The 19,311-nt window shown below is 64.9% G+C and carries 16 protein-coding genes and 1 pseudogene; 7 read left to right on the plus strand and 10 right to left on the minus strand.

What is annotated here, in order from left to right; all coding sequences use genetic code 11:
- Positions 1-3 precede the first annotated feature (3 nt).
- Positions 4-1,821, minus strand: a complete 1,818-nt coding sequence (xsc, locus tag P7F68_RS05055; protein ID WP_277831238.1) for a sulfoacetaldehyde acetyltransferase — start codon at positions 1,819-1,821, stop codon at positions 4-6.
- A gap of 232 nt (positions 1,822-2,053) precedes the next feature.
- Between xsc (P7F68_RS05055) and P7F68_RS05060 the strand changes: the two genes are divergently transcribed.
- Genes P7F68_RS05060 through P7F68_RS05075 form a run of 4 tightly spaced genes read left to right on the plus strand, consistent with a single transcriptional unit; the run spans position 2,054 to position 5,539 of the window.
- Entirely contained in the window at positions 2,054-3,034 is a 981-nt protein-coding gene (locus P7F68_RS05060; RefSeq protein ID WP_277831240.1) for an AAA family ATPase, read from the plus strand.
- Complete coding sequence (locus tag P7F68_RS05065) at positions 3,031-4,764, plus strand: cobaltochelatase CobT-related protein (protein ID WP_277831242.1); 1,734 nt, start codon at positions 3,031-3,033, stop codon at positions 4,762-4,764. Before P7F68_RS05060 ends, P7F68_RS05065 begins: the two co-directional genes overlap by 4 nt.
- A 51-nt stretch (positions 4,765-4,815) precedes the next feature.
- The gene (locus P7F68_RS05070) at positions 4,816-5,169 is read left to right on the plus strand and encodes a Lin0512 family protein (protein WP_002925848.1); all 354 of its coding nucleotides are present in this window, start codon (positions 4,816-4,818) and stop codon (positions 5,167-5,169) included.
- Positions 5,162-5,539, plus strand: coding sequence for a Lin0512 family protein (locus tag P7F68_RS05075; RefSeq protein ID WP_002925847.1), 378 nt, complete (start codon positions 5,162-5,164; stop codon positions 5,537-5,539). Before P7F68_RS05070 ends, P7F68_RS05075 begins: the two co-directional genes overlap by 8 nt.
- 16 nt (positions 5,540-5,555) lie before the next feature.
- On the opposite strand, the gene P7F68_RS05080 is transcribed toward P7F68_RS05075, so the two are convergent.
- The 5 genes from P7F68_RS05080 to P7F68_RS05100 form a co-directional block, all read right to left on the minus strand.
- The gene (locus P7F68_RS05080; protein ID WP_002942843.1) at positions 5,556-5,936 is read right to left on the minus strand and encodes a hypothetical protein; all 381 of its coding nucleotides are present in this window, start codon (positions 5,934-5,936) and stop codon (positions 5,556-5,558) included.
- Positions 5,937-6,183: 247 nt separating this feature from the next.
- Positions 6,184-7,470 carry a TRAP transporter large permease gene (locus tag P7F68_RS05085; protein ID WP_002925845.1) on the minus strand — a complete coding sequence of 429 codons (1,287 nt, stop codon included), beginning with the start codon at positions 7,468-7,470 and terminating at the stop codon, positions 6,184-6,186.
- Between the two features lie 9 nt (positions 7,471-7,479).
- Positions 7,480-8,013: a TRAP transporter small permease gene (locus P7F68_RS05090; RefSeq protein WP_002925844.1), complete on the minus strand. Its 534-nt coding sequence runs from the start codon at positions 8,011-8,013 to the stop codon at positions 7,480-7,482.
- Positions 8,014-8,106: 93 nt separating this feature from the next.
- On the minus strand, positions 8,107-9,333 hold the full coding sequence (locus P7F68_RS05095) for a TRAP transporter substrate-binding protein (protein WP_277831249.1): 1,227 nt from the start codon (positions 9,331-9,333) through the stop codon (positions 8,107-8,109).
- A 79-nt stretch (positions 9,334-9,412) separates the two neighbouring features.
- Complete coding sequence (locus tag P7F68_RS05100) at positions 9,413-11,008, minus strand: GMC family oxidoreductase (protein WP_002942840.1); 1,596 nt, start codon at positions 11,006-11,008, stop codon at positions 9,413-9,415.
- Between the two features lie 518 nt (positions 11,009-11,526).
- Here P7F68_RS05100 and P7F68_RS19955 point away from each other — a divergent pair.
- Together P7F68_RS19955 and P7F68_RS05105 are read left to right on the plus strand one after the other, a co-directional pair.
- Positions 11,527-11,682: pseudogene (locus P7F68_RS19955) on the plus strand (hypothetical protein); the annotation flags it as partial.
- Between the two features lie 21 nt (positions 11,683-11,703).
- The gene (locus P7F68_RS05105; protein WP_232431655.1) at positions 11,704-12,348 is read left to right on the plus strand and encodes an IclR family transcriptional regulator; all 645 of its coding nucleotides are present in this window, start codon (positions 11,704-11,706) and stop codon (positions 12,346-12,348) included.
- A gap of 171 nt (positions 12,349-12,519) precedes the next feature.
- On the opposite strand, the gene P7F68_RS05110 is transcribed toward P7F68_RS05105, so the two are convergent.
- The 4 genes from P7F68_RS05110 to xsc (P7F68_RS05125) all read right to left on the minus strand — a co-directional run bounded on the left by P7F68_RS05110 (position 12,520) and on the right by xsc (P7F68_RS05125) (position 18,317).
- Positions 12,520-13,272, minus strand: coding sequence for a sulfite exporter TauE/SafE family protein (locus P7F68_RS05110; protein WP_002925830.1), 753 nt, complete (start codon positions 13,270-13,272; stop codon positions 12,520-12,522).
- Between the two features lie 106 nt (positions 13,273-13,378).
- Positions 13,379-15,259 (minus strand): methyl-accepting chemotaxis protein, encoded by a 1,881-nt coding sequence (locus tag P7F68_RS05115; protein WP_277831255.1) that lies wholly within the window; start codon positions 15,257-15,259, stop codon positions 13,379-13,381.
- 44 nt (positions 15,260-15,303) lie between these two features.
- Positions 15,304-16,320, minus strand: coding sequence for a phosphate acetyltransferase (pta, locus tag P7F68_RS05120; protein WP_277831257.1), 1,017 nt, complete (start codon positions 16,318-16,320; stop codon positions 15,304-15,306).
- Between the two features lie 179 nt (positions 16,321-16,499).
- Positions 16,500-18,317, minus strand: coding sequence for a sulfoacetaldehyde acetyltransferase (gene xsc, locus P7F68_RS05125; protein ID WP_277831259.1), 1,818 nt, complete (start codon positions 18,315-18,317; stop codon positions 16,500-16,502).
- Positions 18,318-18,476: 159 nt separating this feature from the next.
- Here xsc (P7F68_RS05125) and P7F68_RS05130 point away from each other — a divergent pair, with 159 nt between their 5' ends.
- Positions 18,477-19,298, plus strand: coding sequence for an IclR family transcriptional regulator (locus P7F68_RS05130; RefSeq protein ID WP_002925813.1), 822 nt, complete (start codon positions 18,477-18,479; stop codon positions 19,296-19,298).
- Positions 19,299-19,311: the final 13 nt, after the last annotated feature.

A 19,311-nucleotide genomic window follows, 5' to 3' on the forward strand; every position in this document is an offset into this window, starting at 1 on the left:
CGCTCAGACGTAGTCCTTGTACTTGTCGAGGAATCGCACCGGCTTGGAGAGCGCGTCACGGCGGAACGGGTCGCCCAGCTCGCGCGTGCACATGATCTCGATGATCGTCGTCTTGCCGTGGTTCATCTGCAGGTCGATCGCCTTCTTGAGCGCCGGCCCCACGTCCTCCAGACGATCGACCGTGATGCCCTCGGCACCCATCGCGCGCGCGATCTCGGCAAAGCTCTGGTTGTCCAGCTCGCCAGCGACGAAGCGGCGGTTGTAGAAGTCCACCTGGTTCTTCTTCTCCGCACCCCACTGACGGTTGTGGAACACCACCGCGGTCACCGGAATGTTGTGGCGCACGCAGGTCATCGTCTCCATCAGGCTCATGCCCCACGCGCCGTCACCCGCGTACGACACCGCAGGACGGTGCGGCGCGGCCACCTTGGCGCCGATGATGGTCGGGAAGGCGTAGCCGCAGTTGCCAAAGCTCATCGCCGCAAAGAAGCTCCTCGGCTTCTCGAAGCGCAGGTAGCTGTTGGCCACCGAGTTGATGTTGCCGATGTCGGTCGACACCATCACGTCCTCGGGCATCGCCTTCTCGAGCTCGCGCAGCACCTGGCGCGGGTGCAGGTACTCGCCGCCCGAGAACGGCTTTTCCTTGGCGTTCTCTTCGATCATGTCCAGGCTGAACGGGTCGCGCTCGTGCGTCCATTCGTCGAGCTCCTTCTCCCACGCGGCTTTCTCGGCGGCGATCTTCGCCGCGCGCTCGCCCTGGGTGGCGTCGCAGTCGAGCGCACGATTCGCGAGCCGCGCCGTCAGCGCCACCGCCGCCGCCTTGGCATCACCGCAGATACCCACCGAGATCTTCTTCACCAGCCCGAGCATCTTGTTGTCCGCGTCGATCTGGATGATCTTGGCGTTCTTGGGCCAGTAGTCCATGCCGTGCTGCGGCAGCGTGCCGAACGGGCCCAGGCGCGAACCCAGCGCCACCACCACGTCGGCCTGGCTGATCAGCTTCATCGCCGCCTTTGAGCCCTGGTAGCCCAGCGGGCCGCACCACAGCGGGTGGCTCGCCGGGAACGAGTCGTTGTGCAGGTAGCTGTTGACCACCGGCGCACCGAGCCGCTCGGCCAGCGCCTTGCACTCCTCGATCGCGTCGGCCATCACCACGCCGCCGCCCGAGATGATCACCGGGAACTTGGCCTTGGCCAGCAGCTCGGCCGCTTCATTGAGGCTTTGCTCGCCGCCGGCGCCACGGTCCAGCCGCGCCGGCTTGGGGATCTCGCAGGTGATCTCGCCGTAGAAGTAGTCGCGCGGAATGTTCAGCTGCGTCGGGCCCATCTCGCTCATCGCGCGGTCGAAGCAGCGACCGGTGTACTCGGCCATGCGCGCCGGGTGGGTGACGTGGCCCTGGTACTTGGTGAACTCCTGGAACATCGGCAGCTGCTTGCACTCCTGGAAGCCGCCCAGCCCCATCGTCATCGTCCCCGTCTCGGGGGTGATGATCACCACCGGGCTGTGCGCCCAGTAGGCCGCACCGATCGCGGTCACGCAGTTGCTGATGCCCGGGCCGTTCTGCCCGATCACCACGCCGTGGCGGCCCGACACCCGCGAGTAGCCGTCGGCCATGTGGCCCGCGCCCTGCTCGTGCACCACCGGGATCAGCCGGATGCCGGCCGGCGCGAAAATGTCCATCGCGTCCATGAAGGCCGAGCCCATGATGCCGAACATGTCGGTGACGCCGTTGGCCACCAGGGTTTCGACGAAGGCTTCGGAGGGGGTCATCTTGGTCGGGCCGCTGGCCACGCTGCGGCCGTCGGGGGTGGGCTGGCTCATGCTGTCTCCTGGGAGTTAGTTGAACGAAATCGGTACCAAACATTCCGATATCCGAGATACGTGAACGCACTCTAGGTCCAACACCCCAAAAGGTCAACATCAAATTCCAAAAAACGGTACGACTTGAATATTTTTTTGAAACCGGACTAATATGCCGCACCGGAACGAATCGTGTATCCGGCGCCACGGAAGCAAGGCCTGCTCCGTGCATGAAGAGACCGAGGAGACAGCAGTGACGGAAACAGTCCTGACCCACCCCGACCGCATGGTGTCGGTGCGCGAAGTGTTCGGAATCGACACCGACCTGAAGGTGCCGGCGTTCGCCGAACGCGACGACCATGTGCCCGACGTCGACACCGCCTATCGCTTCAACCCCGACGTCACGCTGGCAATCCTCGCCGGCTTCAGCCGCAACCGCCGGGTGATGGTGCAGGGCCTGCACGGCACCGGCAAATCCACCCATATCGAACAGGTGGCGGCGCGCCTGAACTGGCCTTGCGTACGGGTGAATCTGGACGGCCACATCAGCCGCCTCGACCTCGTCGGCAAGGACGCCATCGTCGTGCGCGATGGCCTGCAAGTAACCGAGTTCCAGGAAGGCATCGTGCCCTGGGCGCTGCAGCGCCCGGTCGCGCTGATCTTCGATGAGTACGACGCCGGCCGCCCCGACGTGATGTTCGTGATCCAGCGCATTCTCGAGCGCGACGGCAAGTTCACCCTGCTCGACCAGAACCGCGTGATCCACCCCCACCCCTGGTTCCGCCTGTTCGCCACATCGAACACCGTTGGCCTGGGCAACCTGTCGGGCCTGTACCACGGCACCCAGGTGCTGAACCATGCCCAGATGGACCGCTGGAACATCGTCGCCACGCTCAACTACCTGCCGCGCGAGGAAGAGGTCGCGATCGTGCTCGCGCGCGTGCCGGGCAAGAACTACGACAAGGGCCGCCAGCTGATCGCCTCGATGGTCGCGGTGGCCGAGCTCACCCGCAAGGGCTTCGCCGCCGGCGACCTCTCGACCCTGATGTCGCCGCGCACCGTCATCACCTGGGCCGAGAACTGCGAGATCTTCCGCAATCCGGCGCTCGCCTTCCGCCTGTCCTTCCTCAACAAATGCGACGAGGTCGAGCGCCCGATCGTCGCCGAGTACTACCAGCGCTGCTTCGGCGAGGAGCTGGACGAATCCTGGATGCGTACGTCGGAAGCGCAATGATGGCGACGGCGCAGCAGAACGCGAAGCGGCAGCAGAAGGTCGAGGAACTGTGCGCCGCCACCCTGCGCGCCCTCACTGGTGACGCCGCGCTGCACTACCGCGGCCGGCGCCTGCACCGCGGATCGCGGCCGTTGCCGATGCATGCGCCGCACCTGCGCATCGACCCCGACCACGACGACTTCGCCGACTGTCGCGCCGCCGCCGACGGCATGGCGCTGCGCCTGCTGCATTCGGACGCCCAACTGCACCGCAGCCTGTGCCCCGCCGACCCGATCGAGCGCCTGCTGTTCGAACTGCTCGAGCAACTGCGCGTGGAAACCCTCGCGCCGGCCGACATGCCGGGCATGGTCATCAACCTGCACCACCGCTTCGAGAACTGGTCGCGCGCCTTCTACCGCTCCGGCCTCACCGAGGGACGGCTCGGCATCCTGCTGTACACCGTGGCGCAGATCTGCTGGTCGCGGCTCACCACGAAGCCGGTGCTGGAGGAAACCGAGGACTACATCGAGAGCACCCGCTTCTCGCTCGTCTCCCAGCTCGGCAGCGCGCTCGCCGGCATTCGCCGCAATCGCCACGACCAGCGCCGCTTCGCCCCCCATGCGCTCGAGATCGCGCGCATCGTGGCCGAGACGATCCATGCCGAGACCGCAGCCTCGGCTGGCGACGAGGAGGCCGACGCGAAGGACGAAGAGATCCGGCGCGGCTTCGCCCTGCTGCTCGACTTCGACCGCGACGAAGGCGACGACGACGGTATCGCCTCGGCCCTCACCGGCCACAGCAAGGCCTTCGAGGACGCAGAACAGGCCTACCGCGTATTCACCACCCGCTACGACACCGAGGTGCAGGCCGGGACGCTCGTGCGCAAGGCCCTGCTGCGCGAGTACCGCGAGCGCCTGGACAAACGCATCGCCGCGCAGGGCATCAACCTGCCGCGACTGGCGCGCCTGTTCGCCGCCATCCTTGCCGAGCCGCAGCGCGACGGCTGGATGTTCGGTGAGGAAGAAGGCCATATCGACGGCCGCCGCCTGAGCCAGCTCGTGAGCTCACCGACCGAGCGCCGCCTGTTCCGCCAGGAGCAGTACAAGCCGGCGGCCGACTGCGTGGTGAGTTTCCTGCTCGATTGCTCGGGCTCGATGAAGGCGCACATCGAGCCGGTCGCGATGATGGTCGACATCATGATCCGCGCGCTCGAGATGGTGGGCGTGCGCACCGAACTGCTCGGCTTCACCACCGGGGCCTGGAACGGCGGCCGCGCCCACCGCGAATGGCTCACCCGCGGCCGGCCGCCCCGCCCGGGACGCTTGAACGAGGTCTGCCACATGGTGTTCAAGGACGCCGATCGCAGCTGGCGGCGGGCGCGCACCGACATCGCCGCGCTGTTCAAGGCCGACCTGTTCCGCGAAGGCATCGACGGCGAGGCGGTGGACTGGGCGTGCAACCGCATGCTGGCGCGCGGCGAGGCAAGGCGCATCCTGGTCGTGATCTCCGACGGCAGCCCCGCAGACGGCGCAACCGGACTGGCAAACGACCCTTTCTACCTCGACAACCACCTCAAGGACGTGGTCGCGCGCCGCGAGCAGCAGGGCGCAGTGGAGATCCTCGGCCTCGGCGTCGGCCTCGACCTCAGCCCCTTCTACCGCCGTTGTCTGGCCACCGACATGAGCAAGGCGCTCGACAACGAGCTGTTCTTTGACATTGTCCAACTCATCAGCGGCCGCCATCGGCGCTGACGGTTCGCCACGGCGCAAGGACATCAACCACTTACGATCGGAGCATTCGACATGGCCAAGACACGAATGGTCACGCAGTTCGGCCTGGGGACCTCTATCCGCAGTCAGGACTACACACAGGCCGCGGCACGCGCGATCCGCGACGCGCTATGGCACAACTCGCTCAACGTGGCGACCGCGTTCGATTTCCCGCGCGAGGCGATGCTGATCGACGTCGAGATCGGCGTGCAGAAACCCGAGGCGGTCGACAGCACCGCCCTGCTCGACATCTTCCCCTACGGCCAACCCACTATCCGCGTCGTACGCGGCGGCCTCGACGTCTGCAAGCCGGACGGCAGCGATCCTACCGTGATCGCCAACGCCGCCATCGTGGTGTCCTTCGACATGGAGCGCAATCATGACTGAGAAACGCATCATCCTCGAAATGGGGACCGGCAACGACCTGTACGGCGGCGACTACACCAAGGCCGCCTGCCGTGCAGTGCAGGACGCCCTGCACCATTCATCCATCGTGCTGTTCAAGTCGCTCGGCTACGACCACCGCGACATGCGCGTGCAGGTGACGATCGGCGTGCAGCAGCCCGACAAGGTCGATGCGGCAGTGGTCGCCGCCACGCTGCCACGCGGGCGCGCCGAGGTGAAGGTGGTGTTCGGCGGACTGGACGTCCACGACCCGGTGCAGGAGACCACGCATGTGATCGCCACCGCAGCCGTTGCCGCGCTGCTGCCGATCGAGCCGGGTGCCTGGCGCCTGAGCGCGCCTGCGCAGGCCTGAACGCCGCCGTCCGGCTTCAGGCACCCGCGCGCATCGGCACGCCGGCCGCCGTCCGACCACAGTTGCCCGCTGGCTGACGTGAGCGTACTACCGGAGCCTCGGCCGCTGCGAGCAGGGCCCGGTCCGCTTCGTCGAGATGGAGACCCCGGGCTTCGAGCTGGCCGAGCATATCGTCGAGTTCCCAGGGCGCGGCGAGCAGGCGCTTGCGGCCATTGCGGAACTGCACATGGAGCCAGTAGGCATCCGTTTCCGGCGAATGCCGCAGGTAGAGACGCGCGACCTCTTCCGGCGAGGACAGCGCCGTCTCCAGCGCGCCCTCTTTCTTGGTACGTCCCCTGAAATAGGAGATCGCCAGAAAGGCGGCCAGGGCCACGAAACCGGTCAGCAACTCGAGCATGGATGACTCCCCCCAATGAACGACATGCAAGGAGAGCCCGCAGCCGAACGGCTCGGGATGGTCTCCCTGATCAAGATCATGTGTGGGGAGAATAAAACGAATGGAGTTCTGAAGCACCCCTATCTATAAAACCAATTGCTATAAGCAACCCGACCGCCTTCCGCACGCCGCAGGATGACGAACCGGTCGCCGACCGCGCAAGCAGTCGGCGACCGGCCATGTGCGCCTGACGAAGCCTGGGACCCGCTCAACCAGGCTGCGGGATCAGGCCGAGCGACAACCAGGGCACGAAGGCGATGATGAGCCAGGAGATGGTGAGGCCCATCATGTACATCAGCGCGAAGCGCACGAGCTTCGAATACGGGATACCCGTGACGCCGCTGGCCACAAAGAGGTTGAGGCCGAAAGGCGGCGTGATGAACCCGATCGCGGCACCTACCAGAAAGATCACCGAGAAATGCACCGGATCAACGCCCGCCGCGATCGCGATCGGCGCAAGGATGGGGGCGAAGATCACCGTCACAGGCAGACTCTCGAGAATCGTACCGGCGGCAAGCACGATACCCATGCACACCAGCAGCACGACTACGTCACCACTTCCGAACCAGGCGATGAAGGACTGCACCGTCTCGGCGGCGCCGAGCAGGGCGAAGACCTGCTGCATCACGATGGAAATGGCAATCATCGGCGCCAGCATGCCGGTAAGCTGGCCGGAGCGCAGCAGGATGTCGGGCAAGGCCCGCCACCTGATTTCGCGGGTGACGATCAGGCCGGCGATCAGGCAGAAGCCCACGGTAATCGCCGCCGCCTCGGTGGGCGAGAAGATGCCCGAGTAGATCCCGAAAATGACGATGAAGATGGCGAAGAACCCCAGATAGGCACTGCCCGCCGAGCGCACTACGCGCCCCACATCGAGCGGCGAGATGGAGCCCCAGCCATGCTTTCGGCACATCCACCAGCACACCGCCTGCATCGCGATCACCATCAGCATGCCCGGCAGGATGCCGGCAACGAACAGATCGGAGATCGACAAGTTCATCAGGAAGCCATACACGATGAAGATGATCGACGGTGGAATGATGATCCCGACCGTGCCACCGGCCGCGGCCGTGGCAGCGGCGAAGCGGCTGTCGTAGCCATCCTTCACCAGCAGCGGCTGCATGATGCCGCCGATGGTCGCGGTGGTCGCCGAGTTGGAACCCGAGATGGCCGCGAACAGCCCGCAGGAGCCGATCGTGGCCAGGCCGAGGCCGCCGCGCATCCAGCTCAGGCAGGCGTGGGCGAACTCGGCCAGGCGCTTGGCAATGCCCGCTGCGGCGATGAGGTCACCGGTGAGAATGAATAAGGGCAGCGAAAGCAGCCCGAAGAAGTTCAGCCCCTCGAATAGCGTCACACCGATGTTGGCAAGCGTAAAGTCGATGACCAGCGACGCGCCGGTGACCCACATGCCGATGACGAGGAAGATGGGCACGCCGAGCAGGAACAGCACGACGACGCCCAGTGAAACCAGAGTGATGAGAGTCGAATTGTCCATGATGCCTCCTCAGTCTCCACCAATTGCCTGGATGTCGACCAGGAAGGGTTCGCGGCGGCGGTAACGGCCAATGTCTTCGACCAGGTTCTGCAGGGCGCGGAACATCAGCAGGCACCAGCCGACCGGGGTGGCCAGGTAGAACCACCACTGCATGACGTTGTCGGTGCCTTGCACGATGGCGAAGTTGTCATAGGCGAGTTGCGTCTGCTCGATGGTGAACCAGGCCACCATGGTGCCGAAGCCGACCCACAGGATTGCGTCAAGCCACATGCAGGCGAACTGGGCTCCGTAGGGCATGCGCAGGCGGAGGTCGTTGAACACCAGATGAGTGCGCTTGCGTACGTTGTAGGCGCAGCCAATCCAAGTTACCCACAGGAACAGGTAAATCGGAATGGAGGAACTCCAGGGGACCTGAGTACTGAAAACATAGCGCTCGAACACCGCGTAAACGATGATCAGGGCCATGCTGGAATAGGCGATCAGGATCAGGGTGCGTTCGGCGTTGCGGTCTAGCCACCGAACGAGTGCCAGAAGATAGGCCATTGGGGGAACTCCGAAATGAGGGAGGCGCCCTGCGCCGACCAGGCTGACGAGCCGGCGCAAGGCGTACGGCAGGTCGGGGCTACCAACCAGCCATCAAGCGGACTGCCACCAGCGTTGCGGTTTCACGTCAGCCACAGGGGTATCTTTCGGGATTTCGCGCGCAACCATGAAGATCTCCTTGTAAACATCGTGCCCCCCGGACATCTTGTTGAGGCGCTCCCGCCACTCTGCCCAGGGCTCGGGTCGGTACTCGGGCGAGCACATCTTCTCGGCCTTGAGAATCTCGGCATCGGAGAGCGTGGCCACGCGCACGCCGTTCTTTGCGAAAACGGTATCCGGCCCCGGGTCTAGGACCGCACCGACCACTTCAACGAGCGCACGCTCCTGCTCGCGCTGGGTATATTGCTGTGCGTCGTAGGCCACCTCCATCACGATGTCCTGGATGGCAGGGGGCAGCTTCTCAAAGGTCGCGTTGTTCATCGCGGTGTGCTCAGTACCGCAGAAGAACTTCAGGTCCACCGCCTGCGCGAGCACAGGCGCCATGTTGGCGTAGGCCGCCGCCCCCATCCAGGTCTCGGCGCCGTCGATGAGGCCCTGCTTTAGGCCGTCGAGCGTCTCTTCCCAGGCGATCGGCACCGGGTTCAGATTCATGAGCTGCATGGCGATGCGGCCGAGCTGGGTGCCGGTAACGCGGTTCTTGGTGCCAGCCAGTTCCTCGATGGTGGTCACTGTCGGGCGGTTGGCGAACTTCTTGCCGAGCATCAGGCCACGCAGTTCGCAGTGGGTGTACAGGAACTGGATGTTGTGGCGCTTGCGCATCGGCTCACGAAAGAGCTTTTCGCTCTTCGGGTGATAGAAGAAGTAGTGCTGGGCCGCGCGCGAGGGGAACATGTAGGCAAAGTCGAGCACGTTGTAGTACGGCGCCGAGCCAGCCGAGTTCTGGGTACTGGCCGAGAAGATGTCGACGATGCCCTGCTGGGCCTTCTTCACGCAGTCGAGCTGGTTGCAGATCTGGTTGCTGCCGATGAACTCGATCTTCAGCGCGCCGTTGGTGCGTCTCTCTAGCTCCTGGGCAAACCACAGCTGACCCGACTCCTGAATCTTCAGGTTGCTTTCGTTGAAGCCTGATGCACCGAACTTCAGCGTCATCAGCGGCGTCGAGGCATTGCGCGCGTCGGCGGTCTGCGAGGCAGCGCGGGCGAGCCCCTCGAAGGTCAGCGGGCCGACCATGCCTGCGGCCGCAAGTGCGGTGGAGGTCAGCCCGTAGCGGCCGGCAATGCGCAGAAAGCCGCGACGATCCAGCTTGGTCTCTTTGCTCATGGTGTGTCTCCTCTTTGATGGGTGGGCTCGACGGCCCTGTGTGGAATCGCTTCTGCGTTGAGTGGACGCCGTCGCCGCGTCAGATGCGGTCGGCGAGCATCATGTCGGCGGCCTTCTCTCCGATCATAATGACGGGGGCATTGGTATTACCCGAGACGAGCTCGGGCATGATCGAGGCATCTGCCACACGTAGGCCGACCAAGCCACGCACCCTGAGTCGAGCGTCCACGACCGCATCCTCGTCCGAGCCCATTTTGCAGGTGCCGGCCGGGTGGTAGATCGACTGGCTGTAGCGGCGAGCGGCGTCGAGCAACTCGGCGTCGCTCTGGTACTTCGCGCCCGGCACGAACTCGGAGATGATGTGCGGCTTGAGCGCGGGCGCCTCGGCGATGCGGCGTGCGACCTTGACGCCACCGATCACCACCGCATGGTCGCGCTCGTCACCCAGGTAGTTGGCATGGATCGCGGGATAGGCGAGCGGGTCGGCCGAACGGATCTCGATACGGCCACGACTCCACGGCCGCAGCTGACACACCGAGGACGTGAAGGCCGAGAAGGGATGTGCGCCCTCCCCCGGCTTGTCGGCAGACAACGGCTGCATGTGGAACTGGATGTCGGGGCGCTCGACCTCGGGCGAGGAGCGCGTGAAGATGGCCACCTGACTGGCCGCCAGGGTCAGTGGTCCGGTACGCGAGAACATGTATTGCAGTCCGATCCAGAGCTTATGGATCGGACTGTTCACCTCGTCGTTCAGCGTACGCTCGCGGGTCTTGAAGACCAGCCTCACCTGCAGGTGGTCCTGCAGGTTGCGGCCGACGCCAGGCAGGGCGTGGAGCACCTGCACCCCCGCTCGCCGCAGAACCTCGACCGGACCAACGCCCGAATTCTGCAGGATCTGGGGCGAGCCGATGGCGCCCGCGGCCAGCACGATCTCGCAGCGCGCCCGGGCGATGCGGCGTTCTCCGCCCTGAAGATACTCCACGCCGACCGCGCGCTTGCCCTCGAAGAGGATGCGCAAGATCTGGGCGTGAGTCTCGACGCGCAGATTGGAGCGCCCCATGGCGGGCCGCAGGAAGCCCTTCGCGGTACTCCAGCGGAAACCCTTGTGCGCGGTCTGCTGAAAGTAGCCTACGCCTTCCTGACTCGCGCCGTTGTAGTCGTCGTTATAGGGAATGCCGATCTCCTGCGCAGCCTTGATGAAGTGGTCGGCGATCGGCCTGCGCAGGCGCAGATCCGAGACTTTCAGCGGTCCGCCCACGCCGTGATACTCGCTCGCGCCACGCTCCTGGTCTTCGGACCTCTTGAAGTACGGAAGCACCTCGTCGAAGCTCCAGCCCTCGTTGCCCAGCGCTGCCCAGCGGTCATAGTCCTCCCGCTGGCCGCGTACGTAGAGCAGGCCGTTGAGCGAGCTCGAACCGCCCAGCACCTTGCCACGCGGCCACTGGATCTCGCGGCCGGCAACCTTCTCGTCAGGCTCGGTCCGGTAGCACCAATCCAGCTTCGGATTGTGCAGAGTCTTGAAGTAGCCAACCGGGATGTGGATCCAGGGGTTGCTATCGCGGCCGCCAGCCTCAAGCAAGAGCACCTGGTTACGCTCGTCGGCGCTCAGGCGATTGGCCAGCACGCAACCGGCCGAGCCTGCCCCGACGACGATGTAATCAGCTTCAATGGACATCTAGAAGGTCTCCTGACTGCACCGTTAGGAATACGATGCTGATGTTCTGAGTAACGCCTCACGCCTTGTTTATGAAACGCAGCGTTTCAATAAAGCGCATACGCACTATTAATGAGGCCATACGCAAAACAAACACAAATCGAGCATTCCGATCCGAACTGAAACGCAACGGCGCAAAAGTGAACCAAAAAGGCGTCAAGAAACGCATTACGGATCTCGGAGACCCTTCGACGTAGCTTGTGCACATCGACGCTATTGGCGAGATGAAAGTGACTGGCGCGCGGAAGCAACGCCTTTCCGTAGACGCGTGTCCGAAGGCCAAGAGCACCTCACGACAGCTTGCCGAGACCTTCTCGCTTCCGAGGCCTCCATCCAAGTCCTTTCTCGTTGTACCGCAGGCAAGCCTTAATGAAACACAGCGTTTCAAAAGATCGATACATTTCGTACCATTGCATCAAGAGTCACAGAGAAACAGAAGCCCGACACGGATGACGGAAGTGACACGCGAATCAGGACACATGGGCGGAGGGCCCCACGCACCGAAATCGGACGACGCGGTAGTCGTGCATGACGAAGGCAGCGAAGACGTTCGCCGCCTTCGCCCGCTCACTGTCCTCGAACACCTCACGGAATCTACCCAGCCGCTCACGCTGGCTCAGCTCGCAAGCCTCATGAGCGTGCCCAAGAGCACCCTCATGAGACTGCTTCGCGCAATGGAAGACCAAGGCTACGTGCTTCATCTACCCGCGGAGCGAGGCTTTGTCGCCGGAACGCGCGCCACTACGCTGGCGCTACGCACGCTTCGCGGCTCGAACATGCGTAGAGAGTGCCGCGCCGTACTTCGCGCGCTCGTCGACAAGCTTGGGGAGTCCTGTAACCTCACTGTTCCTGATGCAGGCCGAGTGCTCTACGTCGAGCGCGTTGAGACCACCGAGCCGTTACGCATGCACTTGCAGCCGGGCACCTTCGTGCCGATGCACTGCACCGCAAGTGGCAAGCTCTTCCTTTCATCCATGTCCCTGCTCGAACGTCGCCGCCTGCTTGCCAACCTCACCCTGACACGCCACTCCCCCCGCACTCTGGTGGATATGGAAGCGCTCGAGGTGGAACTCGCGCGCAATGCCAAACTCGGCCTCGGAATTGACAATGAAGAGTTCGTCCGCGGCATGATCGCCGTCGCAGTCCCGGTGCTTGGCGAGGGCAGCAAGGCGGTGGCGGCGATTGCCTGCCACGCGCCGACTGCGCGCGTCTCGCTCGACGACCTGATGGCCAAGGTACCAAGCATGCGCATTGCAGCAGACGCGATGCGAACCATCCTCTTCCCAACGCCGAGCGCGTGAAGCTACGACGCAGATTAAGAGCAGCTGGCCGAGCACGAGGCCCCAGAAACCGGGCGGCATGCCAAAAATCGAGCATGCTCCGGCATCTGACTAGCCAGGTGCTCACGTATTCCGCAGTCACGAAAAGCAGAGTGCATGCAGCTTGCGGCCTGATCGGTGCCGCAGAAACAACTAACGATACAGCGTATTGAAGACCAGTCCGGAGCCGATCAGGATCAGCACCCCGAACGCGATGCGGCGCATCGTGACTTGAGCGAAGGGCGGCGGATAGCGCCGTCCTGCGATCGTCGCCAGCGCTACCAGCGGAACGGTGAAGCCGATCAACGCCCACACCGCCGGCGTAAACGTTCCCTGCGTACCGGCGAATATGGTCCGCGTGCCGGCGGTGAAGGCGAAGGTCAGCAGCAGCATGTTGCGCACGGTCGCCAGATCGAAAGGCTGGCGGTAGAAGTGAAAGATCACGGGGGGGCCGGCCATGCCGAACAGGCCGCCGAAAAGACCGGAGAAGAAGCCGCTGACGAAGAAGCTCAGGTTGGAGGATCGTTTGACGAGCGGCGCCGGGCGCAGCATGAATACGACCCCGCTGTAGATGATGGTGAGCCCAAGCAGGAGTTGCAGCAGGTTGGCCGCGGTGGCGCTCATGTACTCGAGCAGCAGGACACCCGCCAGGGTCGACGGCAGCACACCGACCAGCACGTAGCGTGCCGCCGGCCAGTCGATGTGGTGCAGCTTGCCGGGCAGCGCCACCGCACTGTTCATCAGCGTGACCAGGCTGATGATGGCGGCCACCAGCGAGATCGGCGCCAGGCCAAAGCCGCTGCTGACACCGATGACGATCATGCCCAGGCCAAAGCCGGTCACGGTCTGGAAGTAGGTCCCGACGGCGATCACCGCCAGCAGGGCCACCGCAGTCTCGATGCTCATCGGACTCTCCTCATGGATTCATGATCGTCCTCACCTTGAGACGTCGTCACGCTCCCTGAGCTGCGTACCAGCACATGCACAGGCAGGATCGTGCGCCGACTCATGTTCAGACCTTGAATTGACCGAGCAAGGCATCCTGGTCACGCACCCGCGCGGCCATGACCTTGCAGTGGTCGAGCTGCCGCTCGGCCACCTCGGTCACTTCGCGTCCGATGTCGCGGATCACGCCGGTGTTGCGGTCGATCTCGGACGCGCTCGCACTCTGCTGCTGAGCAAGTTCGGCAATGCGCAGGTTCATCGTGCTGATGAGGGTGATTGCCTCGCGCACACGGGCAAGGATGCCATTTGCAGTCTCGGCCTCGACGGCAGTCCGCGCGGCGGTTTCGCTGCTCTGGAGCATACGGCTTTCGGCTTGCTGGACGCCGGTGCGCAGCTCCTCGATGATGCCGCGGATATCACGCGTCGACTCCTGCGTGAGGGCCGCGAGGTTACGGACCTCATCGGCGACGACGGCGAAGCCACGGCCGGCCTCACCCGCCCGCGCCGCCTCGATCGCCGCATTGAGGGCGAGCAGATTGGTCTGGTCGGCAATACCGGTGATCTTGGCGAGGATCGATTCGACACTCTGGCTCAAGCGCACCAGCGCGTTGACAGAGTGGCTGGTGGCATCCATTTCCTCGGCGAGCTGGCGGATGGCCGCAGTCGAGCTGGATACCACGCGCACGCCTTCCCCGGTCTCGTCATGGGCAGCGACCGCGGCCTGCGCAGCCTCGTGAGCGTGGACGGCGACGTTCTGCGCCGCAGCGCTCATCTCGTGCATTGCACCGACCAGCCGCTCGAGCTCTTCCATCTGCCGGCGCAGGCGCTCGGCGGCATGACCGGCCTCGCCCGATGTCCTGGCGCTCGCCTCACCAAGCTGGTGGGCGCTGTCCTTGACGTTGCGGATCAGGGCCTGCAGGTGGGCGACGAAACCATTGAACGCGCGCGAGACGTGCGCAATCTCGTCCCGTCCCTTCTCGCCGAGACGACGCGTCAGGTCTCCCTCTCCTCGGTTGACCTCGTCCAGCGCGTGGTGCAGACGCGCGAGCGGATCGAGCAGCCGGCCCATCAGCACGGCGAGCACGAGCAGGCTCACCAGCACACCTGCGAGGGTGCCGGCAACCGCGCGCCGGCTCAGTGCGTCGGCCTCGGCCATCAGCACGGCCTCGTCGAGTACGATGCCGACGTACCAATCCATGCCGGTCAGTCCCGCAAGCGGCGTAAACGAGACCAGCAGGCGTCGGCCGCCAGCCTGTGTCTCCGTGAGCCCCTTGTCGAGCGGAGGCTGTGCGCCATCGAAGAGTTCGCCATAGGGCTTGCCGTTGAGTGCCGCATCGGGGTGGGAGATGATGCGGCCGGTACGCGTCATCAGGAAAGCGTGACCGGCGCCGTTGAAGTCGAGGGTGTTGATCGCCTCGGCGATCGTCTGCAGGCTCAGGTCGCCACCAAAGGCACCCATGAAACGGCCGCGGTCACTGAGTCGTGCCACCGCCGAGATCAGGATCTCGCCGCTTGCCGCGTCCGCATAGGGTTCGGTGAGCACGGCGCGTTCGGCGCGCTCGGCCAGCGCGTACCATGGCCGCTTGCGCGCGTCCCAGCCCGGCGGGTCCCAGCTCGGCGTATTGGTGATGCGGGCACCATCGCTGTCGAGCCCGCCGAAGATCAACAGGAACTGCTCGCGCAGCAGCGGCCGGTCGAACACACGCTGAATGTGGATGGCACTGAAGTCGGCATCGATGCTCTGCGCCGCCATGTCGATGAGCTGGAGCTTGGCGTTGAGCCAATGTTCGATCTGGCGTGCAAGGCCTGCGCCGGCCTCGCCGATGCTGGCCTCGGCCTGTGCACGCAGGCTGGCACGCACCTGTGCGACCTGCACGAACGACAGCATGCTCAGGGTGACGAACAGCACGAGCGCGCTGGCGATACCCACCTTGTACGATACCTTCATCGCGTTTCCTCCCTGCCCTCAGCCGGACGCGTCCGCCACTGCACTCAGCGCGCCGCCCTGGCTGCGGCATCCTGTGCCTGGACGACGGTCACCGCGATGACGTGGAACACGTCCTCGGCGCTGCAACCGCGTGACAGATCGTTGGCCGGCTTGGCCAGGCCCTGCAGCAACGGCCCGATGGCGACTGCGCCGCCGACGCGCTCGGCAAGCTTGTAGCCGATGTTGCCGGCCTCGAGATTGGGGAAGATCAGTACGTTGGCCCGCCCCTTCACCTGCGACTGGGGGAGCTTTCGATTCGCAATCTCGGCGACGATGGCGGCATCGAGCTGGACGTCGCCATCTATCGCCAGTCCAGGGCGCAGCGCCTTGACGCGCTCGGAAGCGGCAACGACCTTGTCCACCGCTGCATGCTTGGCGCTGCCGCTCGTGGAGAAGGACAACATCGCTACGCGCGGTTCCTCTCCGAGCAGGCTGCGGGCACTGTCGGACGCGGCCATTGCGATCTCGGCCAGCGCCTCGGCATCCGGATCGACCACCAGGCCGCAATCCGAGAAGATGAGCCCTCCCTTCAGACTGTGGAAGGGCTCGCACATCATCATCAGGAAGAAGCTCGACACAAGCTTGAACGCCGGGTCGGTACCGATCACCTGGATCGCGGTCCGCACCACGTCGGCGGTGGTGTGCACCGCGCCGGCCACCGAGCCGTCGGCATCGCCCATGCGCACCATGAGGTTGGCGAACACGAGCGGCTTGCGCACCTCCTCCGCGGCTGCCGCGCGCGTCATGCCCTTCTTCTCGCGCAGCCGGAACAGCTCCTCGGCATAGCCCTCGGCGCGAGGCGAGTCGGCCGGGTCGATCAGGGTCATGCCGCTCAGGTCGATGGCCTCGTTCTCTGCCAGCTGTGTAATGCGGGCACGATCGCCGACCAGCAGGATGCGCGCCGTACCTTCGCGTGTCGCGCGCAGCCCGGCCTGCAGCACGCGTGGGTCGTCGCCTTCGCACAGCGCGATGCGCCCCGGATTGGCACGGGCGCGATCGATGATGCGATTGATAGCCTTCATGATTCTGGGTCCTCTGCATCCCGCCCTGCACACGCTCGAGCGGGAAAAGATGCCGGCCGCCAGGGCACGGGGCCCTGGCGCCGGCCAAGCTCAATCCCAGGGGGAGGGAGGAGTGGATTGAGCGGAGGAACCCGCCACGCCCGAGCTGGGCGCGGCGGGGGTTCGGAACCCCGGAGCGCTCAGACGTAGTCCTTGTACTTGTCGAGGAATCGCACCGGCTTGGAGAGCGCGTCACGGCGGAACGGGTCGCCCAGCTCGCGCGTGCACATGATCTCGATGATCGTCGTCTTGCCGTGGTTCATCTGCAGGTCGATCGCCTTCTTGAGCGCCGGCCCCACGTCCTCCAGACGATCGACCGTGATGCCCTCGGCACCCATCGCGCGCGCGATCTCGGCAAAGCTCTGGTTGTCCAGCTCGCCAGCGACGAAGCGGCGGTTGTAGAAGTCCACCTGGTTCTTCTTCTCCGCACCCCACTGACGGTTGTGGAACACCACCGCGGTCACCGGAATGTTGTGGCGCACGCAGGTCATCGTCTCCATCAGGCTCATGCCCCACGCGCCGTCACCCGCGTACGACACCGCAGGACGGTGCGGCGCGGCCACCTTGGCGCCGATGATGGTCGGGAAGGCGTAGCCGCAGTTGCCAAAGCTCATCGCCGCAAAGAAGCTCCTCGGCTTCTCGAAGCGCAGGTAGCTGTTGGGCACCGAGTTGATGTTGCCGATGTCGGTCGACACCATCACGTCCTCGGGCATCGCCTTCTCGAGCTCGCGCAGCACCTGGCGCGGGTGCAGGTACTCACCGCCCGAGAACGGCTTTTCCTTGGCGTTCTCTTCGATCATGTCCAGGCTGAACGGGTCGCGCTCGTGCGTCCATTCGTCGAGCTCCTTCTCCCACGCGGCTTTCTCGGCGGCGATCTTCGCCGCGCGCTCGCCCTGGGTGGCGTCGCAGTCGAGCGCACGATTCGCGAGCCGCGCCGTCAGCGCCACCGCCGCCGCCTTGGCATCACCGCAGATACCCACCGAGATCTTCTTCACCAGCCCGAGCATCTTGTTGTCCGCGTCGATCTGGATGATCTTGGCGTTCTTGGGCCAGTAGTCCATGCCGTGCTGCGGCAGCGTGCCGAACGGGCCCAGGCGCGAACCCAGCGCCACCACCACGTCGGCCTGGCTGATCAGCTTCATCGCCGCCTTTGAGCCCTGGTAGCCCAGCGGGCCGCACCACAGCGGGTGGCTCGCCGGGAACGAGTCGTTGTGCAGGTAGCTGTTGACCACCGGCGCACCGAGCCGCTCGGCCAGCGCCTTGCACTCCTCGATCGCGTCGGCCATCACCACGCCGCCGCCCGAGATGATCACCGGGAACTTGGCCTTGGCCAGCAGCTCGGCCGCTTCATTGAGGCTTTGCTCGCCGCCGGCGCCACGGTCCAGCCGCGCCGGCTTGGGGATCTCGCAGGTGATCTCGCCGTAGAAGTAGTCGCGCGGAATGTTCAGCTGCGTCGGGCCCATCTCGCTCATCGCGCGGTCGAAGCAGCGACCGGTGTACTCGGCCATGCGCGCCGGGTGGGTGACGTGGCCCTGGTACTTGGTGAACTCCTGGAACATCGGCAGCTGCTTGCACTCCTGGAAGCCGCCCAGCCCCATCGTCATCGTGCCCGTCTCGGGGGTGATGATCACCACCGGGCTGTGCGCCCAGTAGGCCGCGCCGATCGCGGTCACGCAGTTGCTGATGCCCGGGCCGTTCTGCCCGATCACCACGCCGTGGCGGCCCGACACCCGCGAGTAGCCGTCGGCCATGTGGCCCGCGCCCTGCTCGTGCACCACCGGGATCAGCCGGATGCCGGCCGGCGCGAAAATGTCCATCGCGTCCATGAAGGCCGAGCCCATGATGCCGAACATGTCGGTGACGCCGTTGGCCACCAGGGTTTCGACGAAGGCTTCGGAGGGGGTCATCTTGGTCGGGCCGCTGGCCACGCTGCGGCCGTCGGGGGTGGGCTGGCTCATGCTGTCTCCTGGGAGTTAGTTGAACGAAATCGGTACCAAACATTCCGATATCCGAGATACGTGAACGCACTCTAGGTCCAACACCCCAAAAGGTCAACATCAGATTCCAAAAACCGGTACGATACGTTCACTTTTCAGGAATATTTCGGAGAGGACACCATGACTGAGCTCCGTTCGAACCGCGCCGAGATCGCCAAGATCGATGGCGATACCCCCACCATGCGTTTGCTGGCGCTGCTCGAGGTCATTGCGGCCAAGGACCAGCTCGTGACGCTGCAGGGGCTCGTCGAGGAAACCGGCCTGCCCAAGCCGACCCTGCACCGCATGCTCCAGCAACTGGAGGCGGCAGGCATGCTCCAGCGCGACAGCGATGGGCGGCAGTACGGCACCGGCGCGCGCCTGCGCCGCCTCGCCGAGAACCTCCTCCTCAATGACACGATCCATGGGGCGCGCCACGCCGTGCTGCGGCAACTCGTGGAAGAAGTGGGCGAAAGCTGCAACATCACCGCGTTGTCGGGAAGCGAGGTCTTGTATCTGGACCGCGTCGAGACAGCCGCCCCACTGCGCTTCTATCTGCACCCGGGCTCGCGGGTTCCGGCGCACTGCTCCGCAAGCGGCAAGCTGTTCCTGGCGCAGATGACGCCCGCCCAACGCCGCCGACTGCTCGCCAACGCGCCGCTGATGCAATACACGACGCGTACGCTCACCAACCTGAACGCCCTTGAAGCCGAAATCGAGCAGGTGCGCGAGCTTGGCTATGCCTTCGACAACGAGGAGTTTCTGCCCGGCCTGTTCTGCATTGCCGTCCTTGTGCCCGCGCCCGAGGGGCGTTCGAACATGGGGATCGCCATGCAGGCCCCGATCATGCGGATGACCGAACGCAACGCTCTCGACTCCTTACCGGCGCTGCGCCGCGCGGCCTCGGCACTGGCGGCAATCGAAGCCGACAGCGCAGGTAGCTCGCAGGCCGAGTGCGCCTGAGTCAGAACCAGCA

Origin of the sequence: Thauera mechernichensis (genome assembly GCF_029588855.1) — a bacterium.
GTDB classification, from domain to species: Bacteria; Pseudomonadota; Gammaproteobacteria; order Burkholderiales; family Rhodocyclaceae; genus Thauera; species Thauera mechernichensis.